This window comes from Marinomonas spartinae (assembly GCF_900089775.1).
Taxonomy (GTDB): Bacteria; Pseudomonadota; Gammaproteobacteria; order Pseudomonadales; family Marinomonadaceae; genus Marinomonas; species Marinomonas spartinae.
This window is the reverse complement of the sequence record NZ_FLOB01000004.1, coordinates 295,762-320,514: the sequence shown is the minus strand read 5'-3', so window position 1 is coordinate 320,514 and position 24,753 is coordinate 295,762. Positions and strand designations below refer to the sequence as shown.

Annotated in this window: 19 protein-coding genes; 5 read left to right on the top strand and 14 right to left on the bottom strand. The window is 44.9% G+C overall.

The annotated features are described in order from the left end of the window. The first annotated feature begins 1 nt into the window (after position 1). The 4 genes from MSP8886_RS11375 to MSP8886_RS11360 are packed head-to-tail and all read left to right on the top strand — an operon-like array spanning position 2 to position 10,241. Positions 2-829 carry a hypothetical protein gene (locus tag MSP8886_RS11375; protein WP_067016474.1) on the top strand — a complete coding sequence of 276 codons (828 nt, stop codon included), beginning with the start codon at positions 2-4 and terminating at the stop codon, positions 827-829. Continuing rightward, on the top strand, positions 826-3,207 hold the full coding sequence (locus tag MSP8886_RS11370) for a hypothetical protein (protein ID WP_067016472.1): 2,382 nt from the start codon (positions 826-828) through the stop codon (positions 3,205-3,207). Before MSP8886_RS11375 ends, MSP8886_RS11370 begins: the two co-directional genes overlap by 4 nt. After that, positions 3,204-7,661, top strand: a complete 4,458-nt coding sequence (locus tag MSP8886_RS11365) for a contractile injection system tape measure protein (protein WP_067016470.1) — start codon at positions 3,204-3,206, stop codon at positions 7,659-7,661. Before MSP8886_RS11370 ends, MSP8886_RS11365 begins: the two co-directional genes overlap by 4 nt. Positions 7,662-7,673: 12 nt before the next feature. Then, entirely contained in the window at positions 7,674-10,241 is a 2,568-nt protein-coding gene (locus MSP8886_RS11360; protein ID WP_067016468.1) for a hypothetical protein, read from the top strand. Between the two features lie 378 nt (positions 10,242-10,619). Here MSP8886_RS11360 and MSP8886_RS11355 read toward each other — a convergent pair whose 3' ends face one another. The 14 genes from MSP8886_RS11355 to MSP8886_RS11295 all read right to left on the bottom strand — a co-directional run bounded on the left by MSP8886_RS11355 (position 10,620) and on the right by MSP8886_RS11295 (position 23,610). Continuing rightward, entirely contained in the window at positions 10,620-11,306 is a 687-nt protein-coding gene (locus tag MSP8886_RS11355) for a transposase (RefSeq protein WP_245659087.1), read from the bottom strand. Between the two features lie 263 nt (positions 11,307-11,569). After that, positions 11,570-12,403, bottom strand: a complete 834-nt coding sequence (locus MSP8886_RS11350; RefSeq protein ID WP_067016466.1) for a hypothetical protein — start codon at positions 12,401-12,403, stop codon at positions 11,570-11,572. Positions 12,404-12,612: 209 nt separating this feature from the next. Further along, the gene (locus tag MSP8886_RS21915; RefSeq protein WP_370737026.1) at positions 12,613-12,771 is read right to left on the bottom strand and encodes a tyrosine-type recombinase/integrase; all 159 of its coding nucleotides are present in this window, start codon (positions 12,769-12,771) and stop codon (positions 12,613-12,615) included. A gap of 38 nt (positions 12,772-12,809) precedes the next feature. After that, complete coding sequence (locus MSP8886_RS11345; protein WP_067016464.1) at positions 12,810-13,895, bottom strand: reverse transcriptase/maturase family protein; 1,086 nt, start codon at positions 13,893-13,895, stop codon at positions 12,810-12,812. Between the two features lie 4 nt (positions 13,896-13,899). Beyond that, positions 13,900-14,415 (bottom strand): eCIS core domain-containing protein, encoded by a 516-nt coding sequence (locus tag MSP8886_RS11340; RefSeq protein ID WP_245659086.1) that lies wholly within the window; start codon positions 14,413-14,415, stop codon positions 13,900-13,902. A 53-nt stretch (positions 14,416-14,468) separates the two neighbouring features. After that, positions 14,469-15,857 (bottom strand): ATP-binding protein, encoded by a 1,389-nt coding sequence (locus MSP8886_RS11335; protein ID WP_217491344.1) that lies wholly within the window; start codon positions 15,855-15,857, stop codon positions 14,469-14,471. Between the two features lie 77 nt (positions 15,858-15,934). After that, entirely contained in the window at positions 15,935-17,104 is a 1,170-nt protein-coding gene (locus tag MSP8886_RS11330; RefSeq protein ID WP_067016460.1) for a lipase family protein, read from the bottom strand. Between the two features lie 17 nt (positions 17,105-17,121). Beyond that, positions 17,122-17,613, bottom strand: coding sequence for a DUF6795 domain-containing protein (locus tag MSP8886_RS11325; protein WP_067016458.1), 492 nt, complete (start codon positions 17,611-17,613; stop codon positions 17,122-17,124). Between the two features lie 132 nt (positions 17,614-17,745). Next, positions 17,746-18,912, bottom strand: a complete 1,167-nt coding sequence (locus MSP8886_RS11320) for a hypothetical protein (protein ID WP_067016456.1) — start codon at positions 18,910-18,912, stop codon at positions 17,746-17,748. Positions 18,913-18,987: 75 nt separating this feature from the next. Further along, positions 18,988-19,398 (bottom strand): GNAT family acetyltransferase, encoded by a 411-nt coding sequence (locus MSP8886_RS11315; RefSeq protein WP_067016454.1) that lies wholly within the window; start codon positions 19,396-19,398, stop codon positions 18,988-18,990. A 111-nt stretch (positions 19,399-19,509) separates the two neighbouring features. Beyond that, positions 19,510-20,883 carry a short-chain fatty acid transporter gene (locus tag MSP8886_RS11310; protein ID WP_067016452.1) on the bottom strand — a complete coding sequence of 458 codons (1,374 nt, stop codon included), beginning with the start codon at positions 20,881-20,883 and terminating at the stop codon, positions 19,510-19,512. Between the two features lie 125 nt (positions 20,884-21,008). Next, the gene (locus tag MSP8886_RS11305) at positions 21,009-22,184 is read right to left on the bottom strand and encodes an acetyl-CoA C-acetyltransferase (protein WP_067016449.1); all 1,176 of its coding nucleotides are present in this window, start codon (positions 22,182-22,184) and stop codon (positions 21,009-21,011) included. Positions 22,185-22,231: 47 nt separating this feature from the next. Next, positions 22,232-22,900, bottom strand: coding sequence for a CoA transferase subunit B (locus MSP8886_RS11300; protein WP_067016447.1), 669 nt, complete (start codon positions 22,898-22,900; stop codon positions 22,232-22,234). A gap of 11 nt (positions 22,901-22,911) precedes the next feature. Beyond that, the gene (locus MSP8886_RS11295) at positions 22,912-23,610 is read right to left on the bottom strand and encodes a CoA transferase subunit A (protein ID WP_067016445.1); all 699 of its coding nucleotides are present in this window, start codon (positions 23,608-23,610) and stop codon (positions 22,912-22,914) included. A 118-nt stretch (positions 23,611-23,728) separates the two neighbouring features. On the opposite strand from MSP8886_RS11295, the gene MSP8886_RS11290 reads away from it, so the two are divergent. Continuing rightward, positions 23,729-24,631, top strand: a complete 903-nt coding sequence (locus MSP8886_RS11290) for a LysR family transcriptional regulator (protein WP_067016443.1) — start codon at positions 23,729-23,731, stop codon at positions 24,629-24,631. Positions 24,632-24,753 lie beyond the last annotated feature (122 nt).

Sequence of the window (24,753 nt, the reverse complement as noted above, 5' to 3'; positions counted from 1 at the left end):
CATGGCAAAACGTAATCGAAGTACACTAAAAAATTATTTCCGCCAAGGCACCATGCCATCTGCCGAGCATTTTGCGGATTTGATTGACTCCTGCGTCAACCAAGTGGAAGAAGGCTTCGTGAAGCCGCCTGTAACGGGCCTACAACTAACGGCGTTGGATCAACAGCATCTTTTAAGCTTTTATCAACAAAGCGATCCTAATCTGCCACTTTGGCAAATGCGCTTTGCAAAACAACAAACAGATCTTCAATTCAGAGCTTACCCCCCTATTACGCAAGAGGGACAAGAGACAACGCACACTCCGAACCTAACACTTACTATTGATGGAAAAGCTGGTATTCAGACAGACACCCCCAAGCACACCTTGGATGTTCACGGTGTCATTGGCTCCCAAGGTCGTATTGGTAGTCAATTAGTTGATACGCCCATTCCTGCAAATGGGCAGTGGCATGATATTACACCGGAGTTAGAAGGGTGCAATATGCTTGAAGTGGTGGCGGGAATTGGCATTCGACACAGTGGTCGCTATGCCCTATTACACGCCATCGCTACGAACACTTGTGCCCCCAATAGCTGGTGGTGGCAATGGCGAAAAAAAAATCCGATCAAAACTCAACACGCTTTTTTTCATTCGGCAGCCGATAAGCTGAAATTACGTTGGAAACAAACCACCCGCGACGGATCGAATCGTCCCTATGTACTGCAAATCCGGACGAATACAAACTATGGAGAACACCTGTTTATCCGTTATCACATAACACAACTCTGGCATGACCCATTTATGACCCAATGTGAAAGCCGCCAAGCGGATGAACAGGCGTCATCATGACATTGTCGATTTCCAAACAGAATCACCAAGAAAATCCAGATAGCTTTGAGCAACTGTTTCAATTGGGGTTAACCTATATTCAGCAGCTTAGCGGCAAGGTCTGGACGGATTACAATACCCATGACCCTGGGGTCACGATTTTAGAGCAACTGTGCTATGCCCTTACTGACCTCATTTATCGCAGTGACTTTGACGTCAGTGACTACCTCACCGAGTCAAACGGCCAAATTGATTATCGTCAGTATGGTCTGACACCCCCAGAGGAGATTCTTCAACCTCCGCCACAACAACCCAGCGACTATCAGTCATGGTTACTATCGGTTATCCCTGACTTGGATCAAGTATGGGTAGCATTAAACCAACAGGCACCACATTGTGGACTGTATCAAATTGATGGCCTATTGCCTGTGGTGTCCCAACAGGAGCAAAGTGACACCTCACCGTCTATTCTGCAAACCATACGCGCCATCAGCCAAGCCTATCATAGCGTTCGCGGATTGGGAGAAGACTTAGATCAGGTCAGGATAATCGGCGAGACAAGCCTATCGCTCCACGCCATTATTGATATCAGCAATGAAGTGGACGATATCAATAAACTGGCGGCAAGTATTTATGACCAAAGCAACCAATGGATTCGACAAGAAGCCGTCAAACCAACCTTAACGGAACTAAAAGAGCACCTGCTGGCTAATAACGCCATCCAACACATTCATGACCTATACTTCCAAAGCACAGACGCTTCCAATCTCAATAAACGACTCGAAACACTGCCCGAACACGCAAAGTTGATGCTCCCCGAACAGGAATCAGACATTACGCTAGCCTTGTTCCAAAACAATCACGCAGTGACACTAGATGTCAGCGAAATAGGCCTTAATTTTCACTTGTACCAACAGCACAGACACATACAACAGACCGCTGGCTCTTCAGCGAAACCAGCTCTCCCTGCTGGAAGATTGTACAATTTTGCTCAATATGAGTCGGTGCAGACGTTATTCCCCCGCAACTACCACCTAGCGCCGGGGCGATCAAGCCACTATAACCCGCAACAACAAGCGGAACGTCATCAACTACGTAGCTATTTACTATTGTTTGATCAACTGATGGCAAACTTCTGCCGAGATTTAGATGGCATCCGTGAGCTATTTTCACTCTCACTGGATACCCCTTACAGCTACCAAATACAAGCCTTGAGCCATGAGCAGTTTTACGATATTGACCAACATTATCCAGCGCAAGCAGAACAGCAACTCAGAGAGCTACAAGCGCAATTTGACGATTTCCCAGAACGCAAAGGACGCCTCTTTGATTACATACTGGCGCTTTACGGCGAACAATACCCAAACGATTTCCATCGACAGTTTAATCCATACCTGTCGTTTAAAGAACTGAATTGGCAATTACTAAAAAACAAACAAGCGTTTCTTCACGACATTATCACAGTGACGAACGAGCGTGGTCTTGGTCCTAACTTGTTCCAAGCCGATCATCAAAGCGGTTACGAAAAAAGAATTTCTTTACTATTAGGAATACAAAAAACAGATAAAACAAGCTATACCCGCACTCTCACCCGACACTTACTCAATGTGGTCAGCGATGCGCATTTTGCCCATAGCCCGACAGGTCAAAAAACCCTATTCAACATTCGCAAACCAATACGCTCGTTGCTCGAATCAGTGAGTGAACGCCCAGAAAACATAACCCTAAGCGATCGAAAAATTCGTCGTATACGCTCATCCATTATTGCCTTCACAGGCCAAACAATTCCCGAATCTTTATTCTTATTAGGGATCGATCACCACTGTTTTAAAGTGTTACACCACACACGCAAAGACGAATACCAGCTTTTTTTCAATTTTTCTGGTAAGCCCTCTGAAGATGACGACAAACGATGGCTCTACATTGGACGCCATACCAATAAAAACAAGCTACTCAATTTCTGTCATTACTTGCAGCAGTGGCTTACTCAGCTAAACCATGAGATCGAAAGCCTTCACCTAGTGGAACATATCACCCTTCGCCCTCAAGGGGAATCGGACGACCTTGCTCCCTATGCGCATCAAATCAGCGTCGTTTTGCCTGGGTTTACTGCCCGCCATCATAACGAACACTTTCGTCAACAAGCCGAGGCACTCATTCGCAACAACAGTCCAGCTCATTTGCTTGCGCATATTCATTGGCTTTCTTTTCATGACTTCTGTGAATTTGAAACCTTGTATTTTGCATGGCGCGAGCAAAAAGCCAAAGTGCTTAACCTAAGTCATTCTACGTCGGGTTATGAGCGTCAAAATGAGCAACAAGACTGTGATCAATTAGCGGACAAACTTCATACGTTTTTACAGCAGCCCAGCACCCAGGATGACGAGTTGATATTATGACAAGAAGCCATAACATCCAAAACGCTGAATTAAAACTCAACTTTGACTCTCCTCTTGAAGCTGAAAGTTTTGAGCAAAACGCCCATCACTGGGTGATAAATGAACTACTGCCACATATCGAACAGATCTTTAATCGTTATTGTTCCGCCAATGAGGTCATCACCATTGAGCATCTTTCTCTTGATCTTGGCAACCTCAACACCAACAGTCTATTTAGCGATCTACTGAGCGCCATTGAAGCACAACTGTGCGAACAATTAGCTCAATACGCCCGTTCTGAGTCTAAAAATACTCAAGCAGTGTCGCAGGCCCCCTCATCCAAAAGCCCTCCAGAAGATGTTAACTCTAACGTAACTCGCTATAGCAACGAGGACTATTCTTGGCATCAAGCACTGCAATTTCTGCAAACGGGGCGGCTGCACTGGACGTTTGATAACCGGCAAACCATCGAGCAAACAGGCATCATAGAAGCATTATTGGATCATCCCCATCAGTTGAATAACGCGCTCACTCAATCCACGAACCATGAACGTTTGTTAGCACGTTTGATTGGCCAACTGTCTGCTGAACAACTGATCAAACTACTGGAGGACCTGTCCCCCATATATTGTCAAAACGCCGTCATACAATTGTTAAAGAGCCCTAAACGGCATCACCCAAGCTTAAAAAGCTGGCTTGCTCACTACTGGAAATCGCGTATTCAAGAGGCCTTGAGCCATCACCAACTCACAGAGTTAGTTGCGTTATGGCCAGTATTAATACAGGACTATCGCCAACCACTGCTTGCCGCCCTACATACTCAGGCACAGAATGGACAATTGCCCTCCACCCTAATGACTTCACTTAATGAAGCGCAACGTTTCGCTTTACTTAAATGCATCGAACCCACTGAATACCCATTTCTTTATGTTTTATTAAACACGCCACAACTTTGGCAAGCACAGGCCTCTTCCACCACGACAGACTCTTCAAGCGCTGCAGTAAAGGTGGCAAACGATTCTCTCTCTGCTGAACCGTTACCCGTCGTACCAGAAACAACCATCAACCAGCAGCTTTGGTTATTTACCTTGCATTACCTGCTAATTGAACGGGGCAGCCGATTTAATAAACAACAATATATGATGGCGCTTATTACACAAATGGCAGCGGCACACAATCAAACACAAGCGCAATTGATTAACACACTGCAAACCTCATTGGCGTCTTTTAGTCTTGATAGCACACTGAAACAACAAATGACGTCACTATTAGCCGCTATAACCCCAACATTCACCAGCACAATGTCCGCACGAAACACACCGTTTAATATGGATCTTACCAAAGCAGAAGATAGCCACCGTCTTATACACGCCCTACTCTATGGTGAGATAAACAAAGAAATCGTGCCTTACATAGATCAGCTAATACGTCAGCCTAAATCCTTTAAGGCGATCTTGACTTTTCTTGCCTCTACGCCCGAGCTGAAAGATAAACTTTGGAAACGGTTACCACAGGCAACCATAGTGAACATTGTCAAGCAATTGGGACAACCGCCTATTAGTGACTTAAACGACACCCAACAGATCAAACAAGCTTGGCAGCAGCTATTGACCCCAACTCTTAGCCAAGCTGCCGCCAAAACAGAAAACAAAACCGCGCCAGCACTGAACAAAGCATTTAATGATTTACTAATTACCTTGCAACAAGGCAATGAAGCCAGCCTTAAGCGTGATTGGCCCAAGGACAATTCGGCCTTCAGGTCACTATTATTATGGATTGGGCAATTAGCGGCGGTACGCCAACATTGGGCGGAACACTATTCTGACCCGACACTGCTTGATCTGACCCGCGTCATTGAACCCAAGGCCCGCGACGCCGTTCGCGCGGTGATGCAAGAAAAAACACTCTTTTTAGCAGACCTTGAATCCTCCCAGTCAACGAGAAGCATAAATGATGCCTCGCTTCGCATCAGCCTCTGGCAATTCACTTTCAGTTTCTTATTAGTGGAATCCGCCAGTGAGTTTAATCGTCATCGCTATTTACTCTCCCTAACGCGTCAGATGGCGGCAAGACGAAATTTAGGACAAGAGCAATTAATTCAGGCCATGCTTGTGGTATTAAGCCCCTACCCACAACACGCACTGCTCAACACATTAAGCGCACTGTTAGAGGATTTTCACAAAGAGTCAGCAACGGTTCCCCCCCACTCATTGCCGTATGATCCGGTGCTTTTTCATTCAGAGAAACATGGGCTATTCACCTCCATACTGACAGGCAACCATAGCGAGATCACTTTTGGGCTGATGGCCATCTTACAACAGCCAAACTCAACTCTGTGGCAACAACAAGCCCCACAATGGCTGCGCTCACACCGCCCGCTAGCACAATCACTCATTGTCGAACTGGGTAAAACGGACATCATTCGACAACGATGGGCAACGGGCTTTAACGACGCCATTCTCCTCACCTTAGTGGAATTGATTGATGCATCCGCCGCCGCAACGATAGAGAAGGTGATAACCAGCCATCAACTCATTAGTAGAGTGTTAAGTACACCACCAACGCCGTCTGGCACACAACCCATACAAGCCACATCCATTCCACCAACGCCCCTACGAAACAGTCTGTGGGAATTGAGTCTGACTTATTTACTGGTCGAACGTGGCAGCCAGTTTAACCGCCGCAGTTATCTTGCCTCAGTCACCAGCAAACTCGCCGCTCGGTATAACCTAGATCATCACCAATTGATTCATGCACTATTAGAAATCAGCGATGGCCAACACACTTGGCGCAATGATTTACAGCAACTATTCCCTCAGGGCCACCACACTACGCAGTTAACAGAACCGGAGTTACTCAACCAACTACAGCAAGACAACGAGACCTTGGTATTAACCAAAGAACAACACCAACAATTACGGACATTCCTAAGTGCACCCTCACTGTCGTCTCGTTGGGCTATTCAGCAATGGTCAAGGGAAGCACAGAAAGGGCTAATTAACACCCTTGTGCCCCATTTATGGCCCTCACTGGAACCTTTGCTCGCTGGACTCAGCCACCTATTCAACAAGCTAAGGATAAACGCCCACTGGTTTTATCGCATGCTACTGAGCCAACCACCACCAAGAACCATGGGCGACTGGCTGAATCGCTTATATGAGGAAATCAAAAGACAGCAGCCAAGCAAAACATCTGCACAAGTGTTTAGCGAACTACGCGACATTATCAAAGTCGCCCCCACGCAAATAACACAGACACAAGAACAAGCTTGGCTGACCGCATTAACAGACCCAGCTGAACAAATTGACCTAGTAGTAGAATGGCTCAAAGGCAATGGTGGTCGACCAGAATCAACAACACTCTCGTATTTAATCCAACAACATTCTTCTCGCCTATGGTCACAACTGACCCACCAACTGCAATCACCTCAATTAATGTTACATTGGATAAATGATCTTGACGATGCCAGCCATTTCCAGCTTATCGCCACTCGTTACTCGTACATACTGAGTGACTTAATAGCGATTCATCAAGCCTTAAAAGACTGGCTAAAAGATGAGAGAGAACACAAACAACTGTTTTGGCAGGTACTCTACCACCGCCTACTGCTGCAAGGCAGACAAGGAATAAGCAGCGTATTATTACGGCAAATACTCAATGATCTGACTGCAAAGCCAGCGATCAAAGCCAAATTGAATCTGGAGTCCAGTATTCCACTGGTCAACCAGCTTTCACAAGTGCTAGCAAAGACAAAAGCCCTATCAGCAAAAGACGCTCTAGTGCGCGCTATCCAATTGCCTGAGAACGATGCGCCATCGATAAAACCGAGTGTGCCAAAGTCACTTAATATTGAGCAAAAAGCCATTCGTCGAATATATGAGGCCATTGAGCAAGCATCACCACAAGGTTTGAAAACTCGCACCAGCGACTCAACCCCTTGGCAAGACCCCAATGCCGAGCCAATGGAAACATCCGACCCTATTCCTGTTCATAATGCCGGTTTGGTACTGGCGTCAACCTATATCCCCATGCTGTTCCAACGACTCAAACTCACAGACGGTCAGCAATTTGTTAGCCTTGAAGCACGTCATCAAGCGTTGTTTTGTTTGCAATGGATGGCGGATGGCCGCCAAGAAGCGCCCGAGTATCAACTGATGCTCAATAAAGTCTTATGTGGAATAGCCATTCAGGACCCTATACCCAATACCGCCCCATTACCGGACGGCGCCACCGCCCTAATAGAAGGCCTGCTCAATGCTCTTATTAGCCACTGGAAAGCCTTGGGCTCAACCTCCATTCAAGGCCTACAGTCCACTTTTATACAGCGTGGCGGACAGCTCATTGCTCAAGACAAACAATGGCAGTTAGAAGTTTTCCCTGGCACCTTCGACATGCTGCTGGACCAATTGCCCTGGAGCTTTCAAACCATTAAATACCCATGGATGGACAAACCCTTGTTTGTCACTTGGCGTTAAAGGACCTTCATCATGATAAAACCGTTTATTCACTTGACCATAAAAATGATGAGAGAACACTCACCATTCTTTTTGGCGCTTATACTATTGGTGATGCCATTATGGGCATCCTCAAGCCAAGCAATAGCTGAAACCGCGCCAACTAAATTATGGGATAGCCCCCAATTCAAAACGTGTTATCGACAACTGCCCGAGCAAAATGATCGCTACCTTGGCCAGATCATCCAACAACAGCTCAGTGTGCTATATCAAGAGAATAAAGATTATCAACAAGCATCAAAAAAACGACCCAATGCACTCAGTGATGGTCATTTTGGCCCTAAGACTCATCAATGGCTCGCGTATTTTTGCAGTGAATTCGGGTTGTCAACAACAGGCGATTCGCAGGCCAGACAAAATACTGCCTTTGTGGAATCTATTCTGATTGACCTCAACAAAGCAAGTCAACTGAATGACCGTTTTCCAGCATGGCGACAAAGCATCAAACCAACACAACTACTCATCCTCACATCAGCCCAAATAGCCGCAAAACTACCCCCCAAACCTAGCACAAAAACGACTGTTGAATCTCAACAAGTAATGACATCAGAAAGCTCAACAGAGAACTCTGTAAAAAAATCGACAATCCGTCCTTATTACTACCAGCTTACAGCAGAAGATTTAGCACAACTTAAACGTCGTAAAGAAACATTAGACAGCCTAACAAAACTCAGTGCTCAACAATTTGATCAACGAACTAAGCTCTATAACGCATTACACGAAATCCTATCACAATCGGATATTTTGGCCGCTAATTCGTCATTAAATATTAATACATTGATTCAGCGCCACACCATTGACTCAACCAATCCGCAATCTACCGCTAGTGAAACAAAGAGTACCAGTTCAACTCAAGTCACTCAGGCGCCTACGCTCAACAGTACAAATGGTGTAGAGCAACAACCTACCTCTCAAATGATCGAAACCAGCACTAAAAGTACAACGCAAACCAATACACCTCAAAACGTTTGGCAAATTAACCCAGATGCTCTAAAAAGCATGTTAGCCAAAATGAATATGACGGAGATTCCTAAAACACTACTTAAAAAACTCAAACCTTTAGAGGATGAAGTATTCCCCAGTTTGTATCTCATGGCGTTAGCCATGAAACTATCAGGAGTACCTCCTACAGCGGCTAATATGAGAAGCATTATTAGGATCGCAAAAAAATCCGGAATAGAACCTGAACAAGATATACCAATGATCTGGAAAGCGCCGGATAATTGTGGTTGCGAAGACAGCCTATCGTCCATTTTTAGTGTCGGCACCTTTTATGGTTTATATCCCTATTGGGATCACCCGAAAACGGGTCAAACCATCAATTTCAGCCAACTCGACCGAATTGGTTTTGTTGGTGCTGTTATAAAGCCCGACCAAAATGGCAGCAAACTCATCTTGCCACCTAACTGGAAACCTCAACCCAAAAACAGCCAATTTATTCAAATGGCCCATAGATACCGTAGCTACGTGGATCTCGTCGTCACAGCCCAAAAGCCCACCGAGAAACGACTCACCGAGCAATATAACGAGCAATTAATCCACCAAATTGTCGCCTCGATTGCACAACCTCTCGATCAATACATTATCAACAGAATGGAACCTATCGTATCGTTTGGTATCACACCCATTCCCACAATGGGAGACGGCATCACACTAGATATCAATTTATCCAACCTTAAAACACCGCAAAGCCAAAAACAGTTTTTAGAGTTTGTACGTAACCTAAAAAAAGCCCTACTCGCCCAAGCCAATAGTAAACGAGCTAATGCCGAAGTAATTACGGCACAACCCAATGACAGATATTTCCTCAATATCATTATTCCAATAAAAGACGTGATCGATCCCACTAATAAAGGCTTTTACCAATTTGAAAACCTCAAAAAACTGGCTCAGGTTACCAACTTAATGATCATGCGTCCAAGCACCCCGAACAGCAGCGATGAATCCCAAGACGAGCTAACTCAAATACAGGAACTGTACTATTGGCTCAGCCACCAAAATAATCAACTTGCCGCAGCACAACTATTTAATCGCATAACCCCCATGCTGGTGACAGAAGGCAACCGTAACCAAAAACACAAATTGGCCCAACTTGTTCATTTGTCTGGCTGGTCCTTCTTAGGTGCTGCCTACTGGCCAGTTCCACTCAATGCCTCAAGTCAAACACTGATTGATGAAACATTCTTCCCAACGACCTCCTCTTACCCACCCGCACTAAATACAGTCATATCAGTGATCGATAAAGTATTTAATTGGGTATGTCCGAATCGATGGGAGCTAAGGCTGATATTATTTATTACCTTCACCGTCATCATAAGCCTACTCATTATCAGCATTTGGTACTATCCACTGCGACCTTACCTCAGCAAACTACCGTTCGTTGCCATCAGTGCCGCCGCCATTATTGGATTAATGTTGGTCTTTATCGCCGACCCGTATTTTAAAGATTATCAAGGCCCAATACTTTTACTCTTCATGCTAGTAATTGGTTTGATATTGTTCGCCGTTCGTTTAGCTAACAAAGAAGGGGATAAACCGTAATAAGTCTGAAAAGAGCGGTTTTCACGATTTTAAAACAAGGAGTGGCCGCTAGTCGTTTTTTAGCGAGTGGTTTTGGCTAGGTTTTTGTCTTTTTTAGGCGAGCAGCTTTCGACTCTGCTGAGGTGGTTCACGTCGTCTATGGTTAGACTCACAATAGTGTTTAATCGAATGTTCATTACCGTCCACATCGCCCGTTCTAACCTCAAATTATGTGGCAATACATCGCCAATTTTCTGAGGAAATATTAAGCCGTTGGAGTATCGGCAATAATGAAGCGTCTATCGCACTGCGTATGTCTTCACGGATGATTCGCCTTGCCATATCGACAGGATCAATATAATTAATCAATTTAAATGGTAACCCATCAGGCATGTCTTTTCAGTGATTTCCAACAAAAGGATAAAGCTGCTTTGCCTGTTTTTGATGCGTTGTGGCAAAGAATCGTTTTTTAACGCTGGTGAAATCTGAGGTTTCAGGTGTTGGATTGATTTTTGCTCTCAATGGGTTAAGTACGACGTACGCCATACAAGCAGCTAATGCGGCTTCATCCAGCAAAGATTGGGACTTAAAACGTCCTTCCCAGAACCGACCTGTACATTGGTCTTCAAAATCCGCTTTTCGGGCGATAGGTTCATCCAGTTCTTTCACAAACCAACTAACGTCCATTAGTCGATTTCTAAAGGTTTCAGCAGACGATTCTACCAACGTCATAGCATAATCAGGTAATGACTCACCTCGCACGTATTGCCGAGTAAAAAGTGTCTCTTTGTGGAGCTTATGCCAACGTTTCAAGACGTCTAAAGTAGACCATTTTGCCGCTTTTTCTGCGTTAATATATAATACCACATGTAAATGGTTATTCATTTCCCCATAACCATAAATACCAATGGCAAAGACACTGGCTAGAAATAGCAAACGCCGCTCGTCCCACGCACGGCGGTGCTCAATGCTTGCACCTGATCCTGGATCTTCACCACTCAAAAACGCCCCACGAACACAGCGTGAAACACAGTGATAGTAAGGCGTATCTCGTAAACTAATTTGCTGACCTCTGGTTCTTGGCATGACAAACCTCTCCTCCATGAGAAATAAATGATACTGGTTAAATATACAGTATACTTTTTGATCGTCAAGATTTTTATGGCTTTTTTATCTTTCATTTAAGAGCCAAACCATCATGACGATTGGCTTCTAAGGGTGGGTGTCTTGGTAGCCACTTATTTGCAATGGCTTTTAGGTTTTGTTATGGGCTTAATCTTTGTAAAAAGTCCTGTTAATAATAGTATTTTTCTTTAGAAAATATATAGGTTAGTGTCAAATTGTGCTTTTTATTCACGGTCAGGTGATACGGATTTGTATGACGACTTTTTTGTTGAGGGAGCTAAGTCTAGATGTTTACGCATTTTTTCTTTCCCACCTTTACCTGCATATCTCATATCAGTAATAGCCGCTTTAATATGCTTTGTTAAACTTATTTTCTCAGCCGCTTTTTCCTTCAGAGTTGTTACCTTTTTCTTAGTTCTTTTTATTTTTTTTGTCACACGTTGGTATGCGTCCAAGCTCCCCTTATTACGTCGTTCTTCTGCCATCGCTACTATAGGTTCTACTCGAGTTTTAAGTGATGACGCGATACTTGTCATTGGATCTACACCCTTATCTATATCTTCATTCATTTTTCTAATGATTTCAGATTCTATGTCGTTGTATTTTTCTGCATGTCCGTCACTAGTTAAAACTTTAAGATCAGGAGGTGTATCCAGCTTCTGACTAAGGGTTGTAATTGGCATAATTGTAAATTCTCGCCCATTTTTTTTAACTTTTTGCGTACGCAAATATTCTATGTTTTGATTAATGGCCTCTTTATTTCCATCATAATCGGTGGCAGGTATCTCTGTGCTCTTGCGTTTTATATTGATATTATCTTGAGTATCGTCTAGCTCAATTATATCCACTTTACTTGTTAGATAAGGGTTACCATCTTTGTTTGAATATGGAGTGAATGTATATGGCTGTTTCTTTATACTAATCTTTCTTTGCACTATTGTGTCAGGTCGATTATCCACAAAACCAAAACTTTGCGTCGCACTCCTTTTTCGCTGAGTAACAGCATTAGCAACAGCCTTACTTTTATTTTCTTTCGGTTTTTCTATTTGTTCATACATATCTCAAACCTTTTTTATTTTTCTTTAGCGGATGTTACAGGCATTCTTCCCACCGCCCTGAGCATTTCCTCGAAGGGTTGCCTATAACATGCTCGGAAAGTACATAGTGACTTTAGTTACACTATCTTTTTATCAAAACTGGTCTTTTAACGCCCTCTTAGTTTGTTAAAGAGCAACTTCTTATAAATCCGCTTTTTTATTCATTGATGTTATCCAAAGCAGAGCGAATTCCTGCAAAGCCTTTTGTTGCTTCTCGTATTGTTCAGGACCGTATGTGTGTATACCTCCGTAGTATTGGAGCTAGAATGTCCCAACAATGTTTGTATATATTTAAGATCTTTCCCGCGCTCTAAAAGATGCGTAGCAATAGTAGGCTTAGGACAAATCAGAATAAAACGGGTCAGAGTTAAATTAACTCAACCTCACCCAGCGCCCGACCATAAATCTCAGCCAGCCACTCAGACCCATTGATCCCCTTTGCCATGTCACTGGCCATGCCCTCTCGGATGACCTTAATTAAATCGATTTCCACCCCGCCGCGTACCCAGGTTAACCAACGCGTCACATACTCCGCGATACGCGCTTTAGGCGTACCTTGTTCATAAAGCTGCTGAAGTTTGGTGAGGTGGTTCGCCCACGTCTTCCACGCTAGGCTTAATTTCTTTTTCTGTTGGACAATTCTATAGCCTAAAAAATCAAAGCCGTTCTCTTTAATTTTTCCAATGTACGTCTTGAAGGGATGCTTGGTTTGTTTTACATCATTCAAGGATTGGTTCATCAGCTTTACGGCGGTTCTTAGCTGATGTCTGGTTTTGCATAAAATAACCCAGTCATCCATGTATCGGTAATAGCGTAAATCGTGTTTTGCGCAGTAATCCCCCAGCGCTTTATCCATTTTTAATAAATAGATAGCACCCAGTAGCGGCGACAGTGGGCTGCCTTTGTTGATGCCCGTGGCAACGCTATAGAGTTCACCATTCACATCGTCTAGGCGAGCCAATAGCTGTTCGAGCAATGCCAGTAGCGCTGAGTCTGGGATCAGCTCCCTAAGCTGTGCCATCAGAATGTCGTGGTTGATGGTCGCATAGTAAGAATTCACGTCACTGCGGCACACATGCTTGTAGTCACTCACCTCTTTTTTGATCTGCTTCACGCAGGCTTTTAGCCCTTTTCCCGCAAGGTGATAACAATGGTGACTTAGCTTCTGGGAAAGCTGTTCAGTTAACATCAGACTGATGGCTTTGAGCACAAGCGCATCTTGCGCGCACCATACGCCGATAGACCCCGCACTGGTCGACAAAGCACGACAAGGAGAAAAACGATAGGTCCCCATACGCATGGCTTCTCGTAGGGAGGGAACAATAGACGACCAATGGAAACGCAGATGCCATACATCGTTGTTTGAATGGCTCTCTTTACGCCGCTGGCAAATCCAATGAAACGCGTTTAATAGGTTGCGTTCACTGGTGATGCTTGCCATTAAATCGTACATGGCCTCAGTCGCCGTAAGTCTGTGTTGGCTTCATTTGCAATGCCTTATTGCCTAATGAGGTTGCTTCACTCTCCAGCGATTGACTATCGTTCACCGCCATGCCGCCCACGGAGGTGGTTGGTTGAACCCGCCCTTGGGCTTGTTGCACCACGTGACCTAGTTCATGGGGAAGGTGTTTTTCTTGGCCAGAGGCAAGGTGAATGTCGCTGCCTTGGGCATAGGCATGGGCTTGTACAGCAGCAGGTTTGGGGGAGTTGTAATGGACTTTAACATGATCAAGACTCATGCCACTGAGGTTTTCCATGCCGCTTTTAAGATTGTCGGGTAAACCTGTGCGATTAGGCTGGCGCTGAACAGGGGCGTGTTCTCGGTTATCTTCCAGTGATTTGCCTGTATGGCTGGCTTTACGCTGCACAGGGGTCTGTAACAACCGAGTCGATTTGTCTTTACGTTTTGAATACATGCGCTCAATGCCCTCTGAGTTTTCAATGTACCTTGGTACCTTTGCTCGCGACGTCACGCAAAGGCCTTTCTGATCATTTTATACACAATCTACCTTTTTTCTATTGAATTTCACAGAATAATTTTATTTCCTTTCTGAAACTCTTGCCGAATACTCTGTATTAAGTCGGCTTTATACACGGTACGCTCATTACGGCGCACTGCGTTCAGGGCACATTGGCGCAAGATGTTAATCACATGTCCACCGGCTACTTCGTAATCCTTGGCGATTTGCGGCAAATCCACGTCGTCTGCAAGGTCACAAACACCACGAAAGGCGTTTTGCCAAAGCTGTAGACGCTCTTCGACACCTGGCATGGTGAATTGCACCATGCTCTGGAAGCGACGGGTAAAGGCGTCGTCCATATTACTTTTCAAGTTGGTAGCGATGATAACGGTGCCAGGGAAGTCTTCAATTTTTTGCAGCAAGTATCCCGTTAGTTGATTGGCATGGCGGTCATTGGAAGAGCTACCTTCGCTGCGCTTGCCAAACAGGGCGTCCCCTTCGTCGAAAAACAGAATCCAGTCTTTATAACTTGCTGCATCGAAAACACGGGAGAGGTTTTTCTCGGTTTCCCCTATGTATTTGGATACCACCATGGACAAATCCACTCGATACACTTCTCTGCCTGTGGACTTACCCAGTAAGGCCGCTGTGAGGGTTTTCCCAGTCCCTGGAGGACCAAAAAACACCGCCCGATAGCCCGCTTTGACTTTTTTATCAAGCTGCCAATCTTGCATTAAGGTTTTACCATGAGACAACCAAGCGCGTATGTCATCGAGTTTACTCATCACACTGTAGTCGAGGACTAGGTCATCCCAAGTCATCGGTGTATCTAATGGGTGCGCAGGAAAGCTCGTACTGAGTTCAGGACGTAAATGCTCCCCTGTGACAAAATAATGAAGCCAATGCTCACTCATGCGGTACACACCCGCCCAAGCGGGCAGACCAGAATCCACCGACATCAACTCTGTCACCTGTTCCGCCATTAAACGATGATTGTGTGACAAAATAGCCATACAATGCTCGCGCCATTCAGGGTTGTTGGCACTAATCAGAAAATTCAGGGTTTGACCAGTGGGCAAAAAGCCACTGAACGCTTTATCCGACACGCCACCAAATTCGGTAAACGGTCGGTCAATCAAACCATTTAAGCCAAAGAAAAAATCCAGAGCATCTGGCTTGATGGAAGGCGCCATAGCAAGCGCCAATGCCAAGCGCTCAAATACATTAAGCTCCCAATCAATCAGTAAATCCGCATAGAGACTAGAGCCAGGTGCTATCGGCGGCTGGGGAATCTCCAACCAATGATTCTCATGCCCTTCTTGCTTGAGGTAGCTGCAAATCACCTGATTGATCACCAAGCTCAACCATTCCATTTCCTGATAAAGCGCAAGCAAATTCTCTTGCTGATAAGTAAATTGTCGGCCCATTAGAGGCGCTTGTGATGACTCTGCCATGTACCTTCCTTGATATTGAGGCCTATTAAGGAACCATGATGAAAGGCGTATTATTTCACATCATGCTTATAATATTTTTAACTCATTCCAATATATGGTGCTATTGTAATGGCTGATTTAACAAGCTTATTTAGCTTTTCCAACATCCAGTACAAAGCGTCTTTTGCCAGCCTATAAGTTACATCAACCACTTTAACACCGGGCTTACCGACAAAATTCAAAATATGCCCTATTAGCCCTTTACTATCCTCAGCATATTCCGAAGATATTTCTGATATTTCAACAAGAGCACGAGCAATCACATCGTATAAAGTTAATGTTCCGCTGATGGCCCCTTGGGCTAGAACACTTGATATTTTTCCACTTTCACGCAATAAAGTCAGCAAAGCACTCGTAATTCGCTCTGCCCAAAATGCATTAAAATAGGCATGATGACGATTAACATACTTCAGTCGAGTAATAGAAAAATTAACTAGAGAACCTTTTTCCATACTTGTATAATCGGGATAAAGTGAAGCTGTTTTAATATATCCTGGCGAATCCCCTAACATTTTATGAGCGGCACCAGTTAAGGATACGCTTGTACTAAGACGGTATTCGTTACCTGCATGTACAAACGGCCAAACCGGTACCATTGGTACGGGATCGCTTCTATTCACAGCTCGATACACGCCGTTCAGACTAGTCTCAGCTTGTACTGCAAATGGACTATGACCGACTCGTGGAGAACCAAATGTATAAAGCTTCACTGGTATTTTATATTTTTCTTTAATCCAACTAGCGGCTAATGTTGCCAAAGCGCCACCTAGGCTATGACCAACACAATGAACTGGACGACTTCCTATTTTACTTAACAATACAGCCAACTGAGGCTTAATTGAGTCAAAAGTTCTATTAAACCCTGCATGCACTGCTTTATTATTTGGGCCGACTGTTAAACCACAGTGTAAATCAGTGAGTGTGTCTGCTATACCCGCAGTACCTCTTATAGCAATGACAACCTCTCCCGCATGATCTCCTTCGTTTCTACCAATACCAAAAAATCCAAAACCAGTAGAGTGTTTTAAGACATGTTCCGCAACAGTACCAGTTACCCCTACTAGAGATGATTTTTGTGAATCAAAGGCAAAATGCTGACTTATTACTCTGTTAGGCTCAATAACCATAGGTCTTTGAGCAGTCCCGCCTAAACTCTCATAAGCAAATTCTGCTAATTGAACCGCAACACGAGGCGATAACGTTTTCATATAAATCCTTTTATCCTTTATAAGTCTTTAAAATAGTCAGTATCATCATTTATTTGATAGACTTCGAAATCATTTTCCCATCGACAGATACTCGAAGCAGAGAACTCTAAGTTTTCATCTGTATCATTTTGAAAAGCAAAATTGACTTTTTCTGATGATAAATCGCCATTCAGACAAGATAGCTTCTTTTTGTATTCACTTAGTTCAACAAGACCAGGAAATTTAGAACGCCACAATTCATACGATTTATCAGAATAGTTAACCGTTATTAGTTGGAAAGTCGATTCCTGCGAAAACATATCTCCAGGTATCTTTGACTGTATTTTCACTTCAGGCAGATAAAAGGAACCGTCTTGATTCGTAATAGTTTGATCTTCTTTTTCTAACTTATAAGCAAATTTCAGATAGCGATTTACAACGATCCCACCTAAGGGGCTGCCATCTAACGTTAAGACTCCTTTAACCTCCGAGCACATGTGCACATCGTACGTTTTAAATAAACCAAACATAGTGGTCTTGAACCTCCTTTCCAATAACCCAGATCATAAAAAGAAAGAAATTATACATAAATAGGTATATTTAGTGGAGATAAGGAAATTGATACTCGAGTCCTCTTACCAATTTCCAGTAATATAACAATATCAATCAAGCATCCCCTTTTCTCTTGCTCGCTCGACCAATCCAGACGGTTTAATCTGCCAAATCAGTTTGAAGCCTTTTGTGCCTAAATACAGAAACAAAATGGGAATGAATACGGTGTTGAAAGCAAACAAGGCTAATAAGGTGAGAAAGTCGTTAACTAGGCCATTAAGTGTTTCTACATAGTGGCTGATTTTGTCTTTAAAATGGCTCAAACCAACAACATTTTGTTTTAAGTTGCTCAACAAACCATCATTTGAGTTATCTGAACTCAGCTTTTGGATGGACTCTTGTATGGCACGAATCTGACGTTGTGTGGTTTTCATGCTCTGCTCTGTTTGCAAACGCTCGTCGTTAAGGGCGCTTTGTTTGTCTTCTAGGTCAGACAATGCCTTATCGTTATTAAACAAAATATCTAACGTAGATAACGCTTTTTTGCGCTCGGTAATTTGTTGATTCAACGCCTCATTTTGCAGAATCAATTGTCTTAAATGGACACTCTCATCAGCCAGCACTTGCTGCTGTGCGTTGCGTTTTTCTTCGAGTGTTTGTTTGTCTTTATCAAGGGACTGTTTTAAATCCGCAGCAACCCCCAACCCTGTTGTGACCTCGTCCATATCGGCGGAATGTGCTTGGATTTTGTCTATGGTTTGGGTCTTCTCATGACTCAAAAAAGACACGTCCACCAGCGCGGACAATAACACCACCAACACCAATAGAAACTTGGCCCCCAACGCGCTCACAAATATTTTATAAGCGAATTCCGTAAAGCGACTTTTGATCCAGTATAAATAGCCAAACAGTAAGGCCGATAGGGTTAAAAACCCTTTGAAATAGACCGTGGAAATAATTTTAAGCAGAATGCTTTGAAAAATCAGTGACGTGACCGCGATTTTCATCACACCGGAAAAATCTTCGATCATGTCGTTAAATGGATCTAATAACTCGCCAATGGTCACCGAGCTGACAAACACACTGATCTGCACACTTTGCAGCACAGACACCGTGGCATTGAATAATTTAGCAAGCCCAAAAGCACTCAACGCCTGTACCAGTGACGACGAAATGTATTCCGACGCTTTGCTGTCCAACAAGCCCCACCAAGAAAAGACAATCGCCACAATAATCGCGATGTAGTAACCGTTTATAGTGCGTTTTGGCTTGATCACTCATTTCCCCTCGCTATGATATAGGCCAGATTACCGCATCTGATGGGAATAAACGAGTAGTAAGGACAGGCTGAACTAATCCAGTAACAACCCCATACTGACTCGGGGCTCCACAGAAAAACCAAGGGCTTCATAAAACTGCACAACTTGTTTGTTGTCCTCTCGCACCTGTAAATTGACCTTAATGCAACCTATTTCTCGCAAGGCTTCTAGTGCATGAGCCACCAAAGCTCTACCAATGCCTTCGCCTTGATGGTCAGGCCTTACAGACACAGCATATAGCCATCCACGGTGGCCGTCATATCCTGCCATGCAGGCTCCTACCAATTCCCCACCCTCCTTGGCAACAAAAATCAAGTCATCCACCTCGCGCTTCGCCGCCAACATGAAAGCAGGTTCATTATGAGCACCGTTATTGGGAAACAATTGCTGCCATAACTCAATCAAGTCATGCTGATCATTGGGGTGATAGGTTTCAATCGCCATATTCTGCTTCCTTCCATTGCATTTAATACTGGGTTAAAACAACAATACGGCCTAATAGACCGTATTGTTCGTTGAAAATGTGCTAATCGTTTATCCTACTAGAAAGTCCTCCTAAAACAGAAGAAAGCCGGCTGAAATAATCACCCCGGAGCCTAGTAGCGCCATAATGCAATAGCCCATCACGTCTTTTGCCCCAAGCCCCGCAATGGCCAAGGCAGGCAAGGCCCAAAAAGGTTGGATCATATTCGTCCACGCATCGCCCCAGGCAATGGCCATGGCCGTTTTTGCCGCATTCACACCCAGCGCCGCGCCAGCTGGCATCATGATAGGTGCTTGTACCGCCCACTGACCACCGCCAGAGGGCACAAAAAAGTTCACCACACCCGCACTTAAAAAGGTAAACAATGGAAACGTCGTCTCATTCGAAATAGAGACAAACAGTTGCGAAATCACACCCGCTAACGACTCACCGCCAGATCCCACTGCCGTCATCATTCCCATGATGCCCGCGTAGAAAGGGAACTGGAGCAGAATGCCCGCACAATTCCGCGCCCCTTGTGAGACAGAATTCAACAGGCTCTTAGGGGTACCATGGAGCAAAATCGCCGTGAACAAAAAGGTAAAGTTCACGATATTCAAATTCAAAGCAAAACCCTTGGTCACAAAATAATAAATAATGTAAGCAAAGCCCATGATGCCCAATAACCAAGACAGTAAACGGCTGTTCTCTAAACGCTCAGCTGGCGTCATATTCGCGCGCGCTGGCTTAGCCTCTTCTGGCTCATCTAGTAAAGCCGCATCAATCGTCATGGTATCTTGAGGGGCGGGATGCATTAGGCGATTCAGCAACGGAATGGTGACAAACATCACGGCAAGAATGGTGAGGTTCATTGCTGAGAAGATGGTCTCTGAGGTTGGAATCGGAGCCGTTACCGCCCCATTGGTCACCACTGCAATATCCTTACCCCCCGCGATGGCAAGCGGAATCGACCCAGATAACCCACCGTGCCAGAATAAAAAACCACTGTAAGCCGAGGCGATCAACAAGCGATAATCCACACCCTTCACTCGTGTGGCAATCTCGCGGGCAAAGATGGCGCCAACGACGAGCCCAAATCCCCAGTTAATCCAACAAGCCAACGCACTAATAGCGGTCACCAACACAATCGCTTGGCCTGGCGTTTTCGCTACACCAGCCAACATAGCCAGTTTGCGTTTAAAAGCAGGCGCACTCGCCATGGCATGACCCGTCACTACCACCATTGCCATTTTCATGGAAAAGGAAAGTAAGTTCCAGAAACCTCCCGCCCAAGCATTTACCACTTGCATTGGCCCTTGTCCGGTGATGGGCATCACCAGTAGAAACACAACAAGAGTGAGTACGATGGCAAAAATAAAGGGATCAGGAAGAAAGCGTTGCAGTAAAATCACAAAGAATTGACTAATTTTTTGCAGCGCGGTTTGTTTTTGTTCGAGAGTATTCATCTATTTATTCCTGTTTTTATATTTTTTATAGGATAAAAAAACGGCTATCTTCGAGGATCTCTCTAAATAGCCGCTTATGTGTTTCATTCGAGTCGCAATACCTTTTCGCTTTAATTTCTTCCCTATTAACGAGATACCAACATGGCGACGCCCATACCACCACCAATGCATAAAGTTGCCAAGCCTTTATGGGCATCTTGCTTGTGCATTTCATTCAACAAAGTCACTAAAATACGACAGCCCGATGCGCCAATAGGATGCCCCAGTGCCACCGCCCCCCCATTCACATTCACTTTACTGGTATCCAAACCAAGGTCTTTATTGACACACATGGCTTGTACAGCAAAAGCCTCATTTGCTTCGATAAGATCCAAATCCGCCACCGACCAATTCGCCTTCCCTAAGACTTTTTGCGTCGCTGAGATCGGGCCTGTTCCCATGATGCTGGGATCAACCCCCGCACTACTGCAAGCTTCAATGGTGGCCAATACCGTTAAGCCTAAACGCTTCGCTTCGTCGTCGGTCGTCACCACAACCATGGCGGCACCGTCATTCAATGATGAGGCATTACCCGCCGTAACGGTGCCTTCTTTATTAAAAGCGGGACGCAACTTAGCTAATGGGGCTTCACTGGTATCCGCACGGATTTGTTCGTCTTCTGAAACAATAATCGGCTCCCCTTTTCGTTGCGCAATGGAGATCGGAAAAATTTCATCAACAAAGCGCCCTGCTTCTCTGGCTTTAGCGGCTTTTTGCTGAGATTGAACAGCAAACGCATCCTGTTCATGGCGACTAATATCCCAACGGGTCGCAATATTCTCAGCGGTTTGACCCATATGATAGTCATTGAACGCATCCCACAGACCATCTTTGACCATGGAGTCCACCAACTCCCAGTTGCCCAATTTCTTACCACTGCGACTGCCCGGCAACACATGGGCCGCTTGGCTCATGCTTTCCTGCCCGCCTGCCACCACCATTTTGGCATCTCCGTTCAATACGGATTGTGCCGCTAGTTGCACCGCTTTTAAACCAGAGCCACAGACTTTATTGATCGTCATGGCAGACACGGTATTAGCCAGGCCTGCATGGATCGCCGTCTGACGAGCTGGGTTTTGCCCACAACCCGCCGTTAATACCTGACCTAAAATGACTTCGTCTATTTGCTCTTTTAACTCAGGCTGTTTGGCTAATAAGCCTGATAACAATTGCGTTCCCAATTGAACCGCACTCAATGAGGACAATGCCCCATTAAATGACCCTATGGGCGTTCTACCCGCAGCAACAATAACAGCTTTCATATCGGCTCCTTTGACGGTCTCTTATCTTTATTTGCGTTAGAGGCATTTTACGACGCCTGCGCAAACTGCATCTCTGGTACATTGTCCGGCACGATTAATTTGCCCTGAGTTTTGGATTGAATTTCTTCCACGGTCACGCCAGGGGCACGCTCTTTCAAAATAAACGCACCATCTTCTATTTCTAACCATGCTAAATCGGTCAGCACTTTTTTGATACAGCCTTTGCCCGTTAAAGGCAAGCTACAGGTATCAAGTAGCTTGGATTCACCATTTTTGGAAGCATGGGTCATGGTGACAATGATATTGTCCGCTCCTGCGACCAAATCCATCGCGCCGCCCATGCCTTTCACCAATTTGTTCGGAATCATCCAAGAAGCAATACTGCCCTGAACATCTACCTCAAATGCCCCCAATACGGTTAAATCCACGTGCCCGCCACGAATCATCGCAAAGGATTCAGCCGAAGAAAAAATCGATGCGCCCTTTACCGCCGTGACTGTCTGTTTGCCCGCATTGATCATATCCGCGTCAATGGTCTCTCCAGTAGGAAACTCTCCCATACCCAATAAACCATTTTCGGATTGCAGCATCACCGCCATATCTTGTGGAATGTAATTGGCCACCAAGGTTGGAATACCAATCCCCAAATTGACATAGAAACCATCTTTTAGCTCTTGGGCGACGCGCTGCGCCATTTGTTCTCTTGTTAAAGCCATCTGACACCTCGTTATTCTTTTATTGTGCGTTTTTCGATGCGTTTCTCAAAGGTACCGAGAACCACCCGATCCACATAGATACCTGGCGTATGAATTTGCGAAGGCTCTAACTCACCGACGTCAACAATTTCTTCCACTTCCACCACTGTGATTTTCCCTGCTGTGGCGGCAAGGGGGTTGAAGTTTTGCGCGGTATGACGATAAATAACATTGCCATAGCGATCCGCTTTCCAGCCTTTAACAATAGCAAACTCACCGGTGATGGCTTCTTCTAATAGATATTCACGCCCTGCAAAGACACGAACCTCCTTACCTTCTGCAACGGGTGTACCCACCCCTGTTGCGGTGTAGAATGCTGGAATGCCTGCGCCGCCCGCCCGCATTTTTTCAGCGAGGGTTCCTTGGGGCGTGAGCTCTACCTCCAGCTCACCATCAAGAAGCTGTTTTTCAAATAGCGCATTCTCGCCAACGTAGGAAGAGATCATTTTTTTGACTTGTTTCTTTTCTAACAAGAGACCAAGGCCAAACCCATCGACCCCACAATTATTGGAAACAATCGTGAGCCCTGTGGTGCCTTTGCGTTGAATTTCGGCAATCAGATTTTCTGGAATACCGCATAGACCAAAGCCGCCAGCAAGGATGGTCATACCATCTTCTAACCCCTGCATGGCTTCTTCATAAGTGGAAACCACCTTATCAAACCCCGCCATTATTATTCTCCTTATGAATCGGTGTTTAAAACAGATAAGTTCAGTTTGACGGATCGCAACAAATAAATTAATTTTAATTTTTATATTTATTAATAAGTTTTACAAAACAAGGGCAGCAATGAATATCAAGCAACTACGGGCCTTCCTATGTGTTGCACAAAGCATGAGCTTTGCCAACGCGGCCAACCAGCTACACCTATCGCAACCGGCATTGAGCTTATCAATCAAAAGCTTAGAAACGAGCCTCGGTGGAAAGCTACTGACTCGCTCCACCAGAACGGTATCATTAACGCCCGAAGGCGAAGCCCTGTTGCCCATAGCCAAACGCTTATTAACCCAATGGGAAAACGCCGAAGATGAAATGAAACAACGCTTTGCCTTACAGCTAGGTAAAATCAGCATTGCGGCCATGCCATCCTTCGCGGCCTCCTTACTGCCCCAAGCCATTCGTCAATATCACCAGCGTTTTCCCAACGTCCAAGTGACCATTGATGATGTACTATCCGATGCAGTGGTCGACATGGTCGCCAACAATCAAGTGGAGCTCGGCATTTCCTTTGAACCAGATACACTCAATGACCTCACCTTCCACCCTCTTTACGAAGATTGCTTTATTGCTATATTGCCAAAAGACCATCCACTCACAGAGCAAAACAGCATCACTTGGCAAGCGCTCCTTGCCTACGACTTTATTACCCTACAACGTCCCTCCAGCGTACGCGCCTTAATAGAAAGCGCCCTAGCTAATGCGGGCATTCCACTCCATGTCGCCTTCGATGCCCACCAACTCGCCACCGTGGGGCGCATGGTCAGCGAAGGCATGGGCGTCGCCGTCGTGCCCGCTCTTTGTCGAAAACAAGCCAATGAACAAGGGGCCATCTGTCGCCCTATCACCACCCCCGACATACGCTGGCAAGTGGGCGTCGTCTGCAAACCCAGATCCCACCTCTCCGTTGCCGCCGCTGCTATGCTGGATGTACTGATCGACTCTTATCGATCACTGGATTTAGAGAGTCATTAACCCACTTTATAAAAGGTAAAAAAATCACAAGTAAAAAGAAAAAATCACAATGAGCAAATCGTTTATTGAATGATTTTTGATAAACTAAAAGATTACAGGACAAAACACAGCCATTATTGTAT